Origin of the sequence: Stenotrophomonas tumulicola (assembly GCF_014117215.1) — a bacterium.
GTDB lineage: Bacteria > Pseudomonadota > Gammaproteobacteria > Xanthomonadales > Xanthomonadaceae > Stenotrophomonas > Stenotrophomonas tumulicola.
In genome coordinates this window covers 437,941-449,560 of record NZ_JACGXS010000002.1, presented here as the reverse complement: position 1 = coordinate 449,560, position 11,620 = coordinate 437,941, and the positions used below count along the sequence as shown (strand labels likewise).

Here is an 11,620-nt window from a genome sequence, read left to right as displayed (position 1 = left end):
CATTCCCTAGGCCAACCCGGCACCGACGTCGCCTTCCGGCTCCAGCGCCTTCACCAGCACCGCCGCCTGGGTGCGGCTGTGGCATTCCAGCTTCTTCAGGATGGCGGTCACATGCACCTTCACCGTGTTTTCGGCCAATCCCAGCGTGTAGGCAATCTGCTTGTTGAGCAGGCCATCGGCCAGGCACAGCAGCACCCGGAACTGCTGTGGCGTGAGCTGGGCCAACCGGCTGGCCAGCAAGGCATCGGCCTCCGAACGTTCAGCGGCCATCGCCGGAAACCATGATCCCCCCTCCAGTACCGCCACCACGGCCTCGCCGATCGTCTCCGGCGGCACCGACTTGGGGATGAAACCAGCCGCACCGAACTGCTGTGCCCGGCGGATCACCCGCGGGTGGTCGTTGGAGGACAGGATCACCACCGGGATGTCCGGATGCGCGCCACGCACATGCAGCAGCGCCGAGAAACCGTGCGCGCCCGGCATTGTCAGGTCCAGCAGTACCAGGTCGAGATCCGGGTGCTGGTCCAGCGCCTGCTCCAGGGCTTCGGCACTGGCGACTTCGCGCACCCTGACCTGCGGCAGGCCCTGCCGCAGTGAATGCACGACCGCCGCGCGCAGCAGGGGATGGTCATCGGCGACCAGCAGGTTTACTTCATTCATGGCCTGCATTGTAGGCAGTAGCGCCGAGCCACGCTCGGCGGCCTTTCGCGCACCGCCGCCGAGCGTGGCTCGGCGCTACCGGGCGCTTGGCCGCACGCTGCTGTTCCACGCATCGAGGAACTGCTGGCGCTTGAGCGCATCCAGGTACACCAGCAGGCCAGGACCCAGCTGGATCGGCCTCAGGTTGCGCCCCGGGCTGCCGTTGCGGCCATCGCTGCCACGCACGATGGGCATCAGCTTCGCCTCGCGCGACAACACCTGCTGGCCGCGCGGCGACAGCAGGTAGTCGAGGAACCGGCGTGCTTCGGTGCTGTTGCGTGCGCTGCGCGGGATCAGCGCAGTGCGCAGCATCACCAGCGTGTAGTCCTCGGGTTCGACGATGCCCAGCGGCTCACCGTCGTCGATGCGCGCCTGCGCGTAGGAGCCCAGTACGTTGTAGGCCAGTGCCAGCTCGCCACTGCTCACTTTGTCCAGCAATACCCCGGTTCGTTCTTCCAGCAGCACCCGGTTGTCGCCCAGCGCGCCCAGCAGCGCGCCGGCCATGCTGCCGCGCTGTGCGTCCTGGGTCGCCAGCAGGTAGCCCACGCTGCTGCGGTTGATGTCGTAGGTTCCTACCCGCCCTTGCAGCGGGGCATCCGCAGCGCGCAGCAGGTCCAGCAGCTGGCGACGGGTCCGTGGCACGCGTGCCGCCGGCAATGCGCGGGTGTTGTAGACCATCACCACCGGCTCGTAGCTGATGCCGAATGCCTCGTTGCGCCATTGCGACCAGGAAGGCAACGCTTCGGTCTGCGGCGAGCGATGGGCCTGCGCATGCCCGTCGTTGACCAGCTTCGTCTGCAGGTCCATGCCGCTGGAGATCAGCAGGTCCGGTGCCGTTGCACCGCCATGGTCGTGCAGGTAACGCGCATGCAGGTCCTGGGTGATGATGTCCTCGTAGACCACCTCGGTACCCGGGTGCTGGCGCTGGTAGTCGGCGATCACCACCGCGAACACTTCGATATCGGTGCTGCCGTGGATGTGCAACTGCGCCGTCCGCTCGGCGGTAGCAGGAAAGCGCTGCACATCGCCAGGCGCGGCATGCACCAGGAAGGTCGCCAACGCCAGCAGCAGCACACAGGCCAGGCGCATCATGAAAGGCTCCTCGGCAGGCGGATGGTGGCCACCAGGCCGCCTTCGCGCCGGTTGGACAGATCGATGTGCCCGCCATGGCCATCGACCACCCGCTTGACGATTGCCAGCCCCAGGCCGGCACCTCCCGCCGCCACGCCGTCGCCACGCGCGAAACGCTCGAACACGCGCCCGGCATCACCCGGTGCGATGCCCGGCCCATGGTCGGCGATGGTCAACACGGCATGGCCGGCATCCACCGTCAATGCCACCTGCAGCGGTGCGGCGCCGCTGTACTTCACTGCGTTGTCGACCAGGTTCTTGATGGCTTCACGCAGCAACAGGGCATCGCCCTGCACCCAGACCGGGCCGGTGGTCATCGCCAGCTGCACGCGCGGGATCGGCTCGGCCTGCGGCAACGCCTCGTACAACGCCTGGTGCACGGTCTCGGCAAGGTCCACCGACGCATACCGCTGCAGGTTGGAGCGATGGATCACGCTGGCATCGCTGAGCAGCTGGTTGAGCAGGCGGCTCATGTGGCTGGCATTGCGCTCGATGGCCAACAGGCTGCGCCGCATGTCCTCGGGGTCCTCGTCATCCAGCGCCAGCTGCGCCTGTGCACGCAATGCGGCCAACGGGGTACGCATCTGGTGCGCCGCTTCGGCCATGAACGCGCGCAGCGTTTCATTGCTGCTGGACAGCCGCCCCATGAAGCGGTTCAGCGCGGCGACCATCTGGTCCATCTCGCGCGGTACGTGCGCGTCCAGCGGCCGCAGGTCGGAAGGTTCGCGCCGCGACAGCTCGCGCTCCACCCGCACCAGCGGGCGGAAGGCACGATGCACGCCAACCCCCACCAGGGCCAGCGACAGCAGCGACAACACGCTGATCGCCAACAGCGCGCGGTTGACCATTTCCTGCGCCAGCGCTTCGCGTGCACGACGGGTCTGGCCCACCTGCACCTGCACCTCGCCCTGCGCCGATGGCGAGGCCAGGTTGCGCGCCACCACCACGAAGCGCACGGGCTCGCCGCTGTAGGGCGCGTCGAACAGCCGCGGCGCGTCGCCCGGCCTGCCACTGCTGCGTGGCGCGGCCGGCAGGTCGCCGTAACCGGTGATCAGCTTGCCGCGACTGTCAGCTACCCGGTAGAACACCCGGTCCTCCGGCGCCATGGCCAGCAGGTCCAGCGCGGCATACGGCAGGTCGACCTGCCACTGCCCCTCCACCAGCGCCACTGAATCGGCGATGGACAGCGCCGAAGACACCAGCAGGTGGTCGTAGGAACGGTTGGCGGCGCGCTGGCCGTAATCGCGCGCGGCAAACAACAGGGCTACCGCGAACACCGCCAGCAGCACCCCCAGGTACAGCGTCAGGGTGCGGCGCAACGAGGGCGGCGCCTGGCGCTCAGCCACCATCGTCGGCACTTGGTCCGGCGGCATCGGCCGCCTCCAGCAGGTAACCCACCCCTCGCACGGTGACGATGCGCAGCGGGGCGGCAGCCAGCTTCCGGCGCAGGCGCCCGACGTACAGTTCGATGGCGTTGGGACCCGCTTCGTCGTCGAAGCCGAACAGCCCGTTGCCGATTTCATCCTTGCCGACCACCTGCCCCAGCCGACCGACCAGGATCTCCAGCAGGCGGAACTCCCGGTTGGGCAGTTCGATCGCCTCGCCATCCAGGCTGACCCGGTGCGCGGCGTTGTCGAACTGGAATCCACCGATATGCACCACGTCGCTGGCGTGCCCGCGCGCGCGCCGCAGCAGCACCCGGCAGCGTGCTTCGAACTCGCGGAAATCGAACGGTTTGCCGAGGTAGTCATCGGCGCCTACGTCCAGCGCCTGCACCCGGTCTTCGATGCCATCGCGTGCGGTGAGCATCAGTACCGGCGTGCTGTCGCCGCGCTCGCGCATGCCGGCCAGCACACGCAGGCCGTCCAGCTTGGGCAGGCCGATATCCAGCACCACCAGGTCGAAACTCTGGTAGCGCAGCACGCTGGCTGCGGCCAGGCCATCGGACTGCCAGTCCACGGCATGGCCATTGCGGCGCATGCGGCGAACGATCGCATCGGCCAGGTCCGGATTGTCTTCGACCAGCAGCAGGCGCATGGGGACAACGGTGGGAGGGGAAGCGAATGCTACCGCGTGAAGCGGGATGGCGCGCGGCGGGCAGTCCGCCGGGCATGGCCCGGCGCTACCGGGATGCGCCGCCCGGGGATAGCGCCAGGCCATGCCCGGCGAGCGCAGCGGCGGGTTTTACGCTGCACCGCACAAACCGCTGACAGGCGGATGACAGCTTGCGCCCACCAGACTGCGCCCCTCGCACCTGCACCGGGTGCCCACGTTGGCCGCGCGCCTGGCGCGCACCTGGGAGGGTTTGTGGAACGTCCTGTTGTCCGTTGTGCCGCTGTCGGTTCGTATGCAATGGCTACCTGTGTCCTGCTGGCGGCAGCCGTACCGGCCCGGGCGGCTGAAGACGACCGCCCGGTCACCGCCGCGATTGGTGGGCGCCTGCACCTGGATTTCGCCACGTTCGACAACGACAACCGCGGCACGCCCAACAAGGATGACACCGAAATACGCCGCGCCTGGCTTGACGTATCCGGCAGGTTCTTCGTGGTGGACTACAAGATGGAAGCCGATTTTTCCGGCGACCGCGTCGAAGCCAAGGATGTATTCGTCAGTCGTGGCTTCGGCGATGCAGGCAGGCTCACCGTGGGTCAGTTCAAGCAGTATTTCTCGCTGGATGACCGTACCGGTTCGAACTATGGCAGCTTCCTGGAACGGGGCAATGCCGGCACCACGCTGGCGCCGCTGTACCGGTTGGGTGCCTCGTGGCAGGCCAATCCTGGTGACTTCACCTGGGCGGCCAGCATCTACAGCCTGGAAAGCATCGATGCGTGGAAGGTAAAAGGACGCGCCGCCGGTGGACGCGCCACCTGGGCCCCGTCGCCGGCATCCGGCGACGTGCTGCACCTGGGCATTTCGCTGGCCCGCGAGCTGTATGACAACCCCGGCGGCAGCGGTACCCCGGCGCTGCAGGTACGCCCGCGCGCGGCCGGACACCTCTCCGACGAGAGCCGCCTGACCCTGGTCGATTTTTCCAATGGCCGCGATACCGATGTCAACAAGTGGTCGCTGGAGTACGCGCAGGTCCGCGGTCCGCTGTCATGGCAGGGCGAATTCAGTGGTGCCACTTTCGACGACGGGCTGCAGCGCGGCAAGGTACTGGCCGGCTACGGCATGCTCAGCTGGTTCGTGACCGGTGAGTCGCGTGCATACGACCGCAAGACCGGCCGCTTCGCGCGGGTCAAGGACATCCAGCACAAGGCAGGCGCCTTCGAACTCGCCCTGCGCTATGACCAGATGCGCGGCGACCAGCACCTGGACGGCTTGCCGGACCTGCGTGACGGCAGCACCGAAGCCTGGACGCTGGGCGGCAACTGGTACCTGCGCGACAACCTGCGCTTCATGCTCAACCTGATCGAGAGCCGCAACCGCGACCGCCTGGCCGACGTCACGGTCGACCGCACGCGCGCGCTGACCGGTCGCCTGCAGTTCGATTTCTGATCCCCCTGTCCTCCCCTCCCCCTTCCACATCCAACCTGCAAGGAGTCCGCAGATGATGCTGAGCATCCTCGGCTTTGGCATGGTCATTACGTTCATGTACTTGATCATGAGCAAGCGACTGTCGCCGCTGGTCGCACTGATCACCGTTCCGATCATCTTCGCGCTGCTTGGTGGCTTCGGCGCCGGCATCGACGAAATGATGCTCGACGGCATCAAGAAAATCGCGCCCACCGGCGTCATGCTGATGTTCGCCATCCTCTACTTCGGGGTGATGATCGACGCCGGCCTGTTCGACCCATTGGTGCGGGTGATCCTCAACGTGGTCAAGGGTGATCCACTGAAGATCGTGATGGGCACCGCCGTCCTGGCGATGCTGATATCGCTCGATGGCGATGGTTCCACCACGTACATGATCACCGTCTCGGCGATGCTGCCGCTGTACCGGCGGCTGGGCATGAGCGCCTTGAACATGACCTGCGTGACCATCCTGGCCGGCGGCGTGATGAACCTCACTCCATGGGGAGGCCCGACCGCGCGCGCCGCCACCGCCCTGCACGTGGATCCCGCCGACGTGTTCGTGCCGTTGATCCCGTCCATGATCATCGCTTGCGCTGGCATCCTGGCGCTGGCCTGGTACCTGGGCATGAAGGAGCGCCGTCGCCTGGGCGTGGTGACCCTGCCGCAAGGGGGCTCGTGGATGGATTCCAGCGTGTCCGACGACGGCGATGCCCTGCCCACCGTGGAAGACGCCGAAGACACCAAGCGTCCGAAGCTGCTGTGGGTCAACTTTGGCCTGACCGCCGCACTGATGGCCGCGTTGATCATGGGCCTGCTGCCGATGCCGATCCTGTTCATGGTCGGCTTCGCCATCGCGCTGGTGATCAACTACCCGAACCTGGCCGAGCAGCGCCGTCGCGTGGTCAACCATGCCGGCAACGTGCTGTCGGTGGTGTCGTTGATCTTCGCCGCCGGCATCTTCACCGGCATCCTCAACAACACCGGCATGGTCGAGGCGATGTCGCACAGCTTCCTGGCCATCATCCCGGAGAGCTGGGGCCCTTACCTGGCGGTCATCACCGCGCTGGCCTCGATGCCGTTCACCTTCTTCATGTCCAATGATGCCTTCTACTTCGGCGTGTTGCCGATCCTGTCCGAGGCGGCCGGCAACTACGGCATCACGCCGGTGGAAATGGCGCGTGCCTCGCTGGCAGGGCAGCCGGTACACCTGCTCAGCCCGCTGGTTCCGTCCACCTACCTGCTGGTCGGCCTGGCCAAGGTGGAGTTCGCCGACCACCAGAAGTTCACCCTGAAGTGGGCCGTGATGATCTCGCTGCTGTTGATGTTCGGCAGCCTGTTGTTCGCACTGTATCCGTTGGCCGCCTGACGCGGCCCCGACCCGTACCTGGAGATTCCAATGACGCTTCGCATCGCATACGTCACCAGCGGCATGGGCAGTGTCGGCACTGCCATCTGCCAGACCCTGGCGCGCTCTGGCCACACCGTGGTCGCCGGCTGCGCGCCGAACTCGCCGCGCAAGACCGGTTGGCTGCGCGAACAGCGCGAGCTCGGCTTCGACTTCATCGCCTCCGAAGGCAATGCCACTGACTGGGCATCCACCAGCGCCGCGTTCGCCAAGGTCCGCGCCGATGTCGGCGATGTCGACGTGCTGGTCAACAACTCGGGTGGCAGCCGCGACGTGCTGTTCCGGCAGATGACCGCCGAAGACTGGAACGCGGTGATCGCCTCCAACCTCAACTCGCTTTTCCACATCACCAAGCAGGTGGTGGATGGCATGGCCACCCGTGGCTGGGGGCGCATCATCAACATCGGCTCGGTCAGCGCGCACAAGGGCCAGATCGGCCAGGTCAACTATGCGACCGCCAAGGCGGCCATGCATGGTTTCAGCCGCGCGCTTGCCGCTGAAGTCGCGGCGCGCGGGGTTACCGTCAACACCATCTCGCCCGGCTACATCGCCAGCCAGTCGATCAGCAGCTTCCCGCCGGACGTGCTGGATCGGCTGGCCGCTTCGGTGCCGATCCGTCGCCTGGGCAAGCCCGAAGAAGTCGCCGCACTGTGCGGCTGGCTGGCCTCCGATGACGCCGCCTATGTGACCGGCGCGGATTACCCGGTGAATGGCGGCCTGTACATGGGCTGATGCGGGCCCGCTGCGTCCTGTGACGGGCATGGCCCGTCACTACCCGGTACCGTCACCACCCCCGGTAGAGCGGGGCCATGCCCCGCTGCTTTCCCGTGACGGGCATGGCCCGTCACTACCCCTCCAGTTGATGCATGTCTCATTTCAGCGTGCGCACTGCAGCAACGTCAAAAAGTCGTCATTTCCGTTCCGCACAGTGGTCAGCGACCTGCAGTACGCAGGCCCTCCCCCATGCAACGGACCGACATGCAGACCCGACCCCTGACGATCGCCATGGCGATTGCGCTATGCACCGCCAACGCCAACGCTTCCAGCAACGATGACGTTGCCACGGAAGCCGCTTCCTCCGCCGATGCCACGCTGGATGCACGGACGCTGGATGCCGTTTCGGTCATCGGCCAGGGCGAAACCCGCCAGGTCCAGCGCATCACCGCGGCAGACAAGGAGGTGTTGCCGCCCGGTACCAGCGGCCAGAAAATCCTCGACCGCCTGCCGGGTGTGTCGGTGCAGTCCAACGATGCCTTTGGCGCCAACGAAGAATCGCAGACCATCAGCCTGCGCGGCTTCGACAAGAGCCGGCTCGGCTATACGCTCGATGGCATTCCGCTGGGCGACAACAGCTATGGCAACTACAACGGCCTGAGCATCGCGCGGGCACTGATCGCCGAAAACCTCGCTGGTGCTGAATTGTCGCAGGGCATCGGCTCGCTGGGCGTGGCGTCCACCAGCAACCTTGGCGGCGCGATCCAGTATTTCTCGATGGACCCCTCCACCGAATCCGGCGGCCGTGCCAGCGTCACGGTCGGCGACGACAACCAGCGGCGTGGTTACCTGCGCGTGGACACCGGCGACATCAACGACTTCTCTGCCTATGTCTCCGGCGTGCACCAGGACGCGGACATGTGGGCAGCGCCGTACCAGAACCAGACCACCCGCCAGTTCAACGCCAAGGCGGCATGGCAGGTAGGCGACCATCGGTTCGGCGCGTTCGCCGCTACCTCGCGCGCCAGCCAGGCGAACTATGCCTATCTGTCCAGGAACATGCTGGAACGTGGACTGGGCTATGACTGGAATATCTATGCACCGGACTGGGATCGTGCGCTGGCGGCAGCCTACTGCGCGCCGGCCACCCTTGACCCGCAACGCTGTGCGTTCAGCGGTGGCGTCGACAGCATCGATGATGCGTACTATCAGAGCCGCGCGCTGCGCGATGACAACCTGTACTCGCTGGACGCCGACCTGAAGCTGGGCGACAACGGCGGCCTGAAACTGCTGGCCTACCACCACGATAACCGCGGACAGGGCCATTGGTGGGCGCCGGGCCAGCCGTCGCATCCGGGTACCGACCGCGAGATCCCGATCTCCATCCGCAGCACCAACTACACCATCAACCGCCAGGGCCTGACCGCCGCACTGACCTGGAGCGTGGGCATCCATGAGCTGGAAGCCGGCCTGTGGTACGAAAAGAACGACCACAACGTAGAGCGCAACTTCTATTACATCGACGGCCCATTCCTGGACGACACTTACCTCAACCATCCGGATCGCCGCCTGTTCGACCAGGACTTCGACATCCGCACGCGCCAGTTCTACGTCCAGGACCGCATGCGCTTCCTTGACGGACGGATGACCGTGGACATCGGCGTCAAGAACCCGAACACACGGATGACCGCCCGGGCCAAGCCGGGTACCGAATCCAGCTATGCCTCGGGCACGCTGACAGCGAAGGAATCGGTGCTGCCGCAGGGTGGCATAAGTTTCAAGCTCACGCCGGACCAGGAAGTGTTCGCCTCCTATGCAGAGAACATCGCTGCGTTCGTCGGCGGCGGCAGCGGCGGCCCGCTGCAGGTGTCGCCCGAATCCTTCGCGGCCAGCGTGGATGACCTGGAGCCGGAGAAGTCGCGCACCTTCGAGGCGGGTTTCCGCCGTTTCGGCGAGAAATACCAGGCCTCGCTGGCGGCGTACCACGTGCTGTTCGACAACCGTCTGTTGTCGCTCAACCCCTGCACCAGCATCGAAGTCGGTACCCGCCCGGAATGCATCACCCGCTTCATCAACGTCGGGTCGGTCAAGAGCCGTGGCGCGGAGCTGACCTTCATCCTCAAGCCGATGGACGGGTTGCAGTGGTACAACGCGTTGTCCTGGAACAAGACCACCTACGAGGATGATTACACCTCTGCTGGCGAGATCGTGCCGGTGGCCGGAAAGATCACCGTGGACACGCCACAGCGGATGGCCTCGAGCGAACTCAGCTGGAGCCGCGATGGCTTCTTCGCCAGCCTGCGCGCGAAGTACACCGGCAAGCGCTACTACACCTACACCAACGACCAGTCCGTAGCGGGCGTGACCACCTTCGATGCCGGCATGGGGTATTCGTTCGGGCCGGGCATGGGCCTGCGCGACCTGAAGGTATCGCTCAACGCCACCAACCTGGCCAACAAGCGCTATGCCGGCCAGCTGAGTTCGTTCGCCCCTACCGACCCGACCGGAACGCGTTATGCCATCCACGCCAGCGCGCCACGGCAGGTGTTCATGACGGTGGCAGCGGAGTTCTAAGTCAGAAGCGGGCGCTGCGGCGTATCAGTAACGCAGCGGGGCGCGGTGGCAATGGAAGGCAAGAGCAAAAGCAAAGAGCTGGGCATTGCCCGGCTCTACCCATCCCACCCCATTCCGCCGGGCATGGCCCGGCGCTACGCGACGCCACGTGGACCTGTCGAAGGTGGGGCGGGGTGGGTTGGCCGCCTGATTCCCCACCTGTCCAACTTCAGGCGGTCACTTCATGGATGGGTTTACGGCGTGTCCTGGCCAGGGTGCCCCACCGCCGCCCAGCGATATCAATCGAGGCGCCAGCGCATCATCCCGCCAACGCATTTCACTCCGGCGCCAACTGATCCATCCGTATCCGGTTGGCGAACAACGAAAACGCCAGCATGCCCGCCAGTCCGTTGGCCCGGCTTACCCAGTGCGGCAACCAGCGCGGCGGTTGCAGGGTGCCTGCCTCGAACAGCGGCGCGAAGGCGATCGCATCGGCCAGGCTCATCTTGCCGGCGAACAGCCACCGGCATACCTGCAACCGGTCCTCTGCCAGCATATGGCGGAAGAAGGTATGCACCGACACCAGCCCACGCAGGTACACCGTGTCCTTGGTGAAGGCCAGCCCACCCACAGGGGGCACGCCACGGAACACCCGCTGCGCGGAAGCGAAGCTCTCTTCCGGATTCTGCCCGGCGGCACAGAAGTAGCGGAATACCTCGATGAAGTCCGCTCCCTCCCGAGCCATGGCAATCGCTTCGGTACGCAGGCTGATGCGCTTCAAGCGCTCGATGTCGATGCTGCCGGTGATCTGCTCGGCGAACGTCGCCAGCCCTTCCTGGGTAGCCGTCACCCGCGGCGACGACAGCGCCAGGCTGGGCAGGACGCTCTGTCGGCGGCCATTGAGGGCAGTCAGGGAATGTACCAGCGCTTCATGGTGGAACAGCTGCGCACGGTCGTAAGCGCTGAACCGGGCACTGGTGCGCAGGCGGATGCGGGTCGGGCCGGCCGCCGCCTTGGACACCAGGTCCGGATCCAGCTGCACCTGGATGATGCGCGAATCGAAGAAGGCATCCAGGTCGCCCTGCAGCTGCAATTGCAGGGCAGTAGCCGATACCGGCACCTGCTCTTCCGGCGCCAGCAGCTCATGGTCCAGCTCGGTGGCGATCTGGATGAAATGGCGTGCGGCCTCGCGCGTGCTTGGACCGCTGCCAGGCAAGGGTTGTTCGGGCGAGCCGAACAACTGCACCGAACAGGCATCGACCTCGGCCGTGCCCAGGTTTTCCAGCAACCGCGCGGCCACGTCCCAGCTCTGCGCGGATTGCCGCACGTAGTGTCCCAACGGGTGGTCGGTGTCGCACTCGGCGGCCAAGGCAGCCAGTGCACGCCGTTCGTCGCTGAAATCCAGTTTCGGGTAATCGACCTGTGGCAGCCGCGGTTGGCCACGAGCCACGCTTTCCAGGAACGGCGGCTGCACGGCCGCTGGCCAACTGGTCAGGCCCAGCAGGCGGATGCCACCGACGGCCGCGACCAGGCGCGCATCCAACGCGGCATGGTGGGCCACCTCACGATCCAGTGTCGTTGCCGGGTCCATGGGCGGACTAT

General features: G+C 66.1%; 9 protein-coding genes. 4 read left to right on the top strand and 5 right to left on the bottom strand.

Annotated elements, in window-relative coordinates:
• Positions 1–6 precede the first annotated feature (6 nt).
• The 4 genes from H4O11_RS07495 to H4O11_RS07480 all read right to left on the bottom strand — a co-directional run bounded on the left by H4O11_RS07495 (position 7) and on the right by H4O11_RS07480 (position 3,867).
• Positions 7–660 carry a response regulator gene (locus H4O11_RS07495; protein WP_182338773.1) on the bottom strand — a complete coding sequence of 218 codons (654 nt, stop codon included), beginning with the start codon at positions 658–660 and terminating at the stop codon, positions 7–9.
• Positions 661–735: 75 nt separating this feature from the next.
• The gene (locus H4O11_RS07490) at positions 736–1,788 is read right to left on the bottom strand and encodes an ABC transporter substrate-binding protein (RefSeq protein ID WP_182338863.1); all 1,053 of its coding nucleotides are present in this window, start codon (positions 1,786–1,788) and stop codon (positions 736–738) included.
• On the bottom strand, positions 1,788–3,203 hold the full coding sequence (locus H4O11_RS07485; RefSeq protein ID WP_246333336.1) for a sensor histidine kinase: 1,416 nt from the start codon (positions 3,201–3,203) through the stop codon (positions 1,788–1,790). The genes H4O11_RS07490 and H4O11_RS07485 overlap by 1 nt, the downstream gene beginning before the upstream one ends.
• Complete coding sequence (locus H4O11_RS07480; RefSeq protein ID WP_182338772.1) at positions 3,169–3,867, bottom strand: response regulator transcription factor; 699 nt, start codon at positions 3,865–3,867, stop codon at positions 3,169–3,171. The genes H4O11_RS07485 and H4O11_RS07480 overlap by 35 nt, the downstream gene beginning before the upstream one ends.
• Before the next feature lie 315 nt (positions 3,868–4,182).
• Between H4O11_RS07480 and H4O11_RS07475 the strand changes: the two genes are divergently transcribed.
• From H4O11_RS07475 to H4O11_RS07460, 4 genes are all read left to right on the top strand, one after another.
• The gene (locus H4O11_RS07475) at positions 4,183–5,328 is read left to right on the top strand and encodes an OprO/OprP family phosphate-selective porin (protein ID WP_182338771.1); all 1,146 of its coding nucleotides are present in this window, start codon (positions 4,183–4,185) and stop codon (positions 5,326–5,328) included.
• A gap of 55 nt (positions 5,329–5,383) precedes the next feature.
• Positions 5,384–6,712, top strand: a complete 1,329-nt coding sequence (locus H4O11_RS07470; RefSeq protein WP_182338861.1) for a CitMHS family transporter — start codon at positions 5,384–5,386, stop codon at positions 6,710–6,712.
• 30 nt (positions 6,713–6,742) lie between these two features.
• Complete coding sequence (gene phbB, locus H4O11_RS07465; RefSeq protein WP_182338770.1) at positions 6,743–7,483, top strand: acetoacetyl-CoA reductase; 741 nt, start codon at positions 6,743–6,745, stop codon at positions 7,481–7,483.
• Positions 7,484–7,729: 246 nt separating this feature from the next.
• Positions 7,730–10,039 carry a TonB-dependent receptor gene (locus tag H4O11_RS07460; protein ID WP_182338769.1) on the top strand — a complete coding sequence of 770 codons (2,310 nt, stop codon included), beginning with the start codon at positions 7,730–7,732 and terminating at the stop codon, positions 10,037–10,039.
• A 316-nt stretch (positions 10,040–10,355) separates the two neighbouring features.
• On the opposite strand, the gene H4O11_RS07455 is transcribed toward H4O11_RS07460, so the two are convergent.
• On the bottom strand, positions 10,356–11,609 hold the full coding sequence (locus tag H4O11_RS07455) for a flavohemoglobin expression-modulating QEGLA motif protein (protein ID WP_182338768.1): 1,254 nt from the start codon (positions 11,607–11,609) through the stop codon (positions 10,356–10,358).
• Between the last annotated feature and the right edge of the window lie 11 nt (positions 11,610–11,620).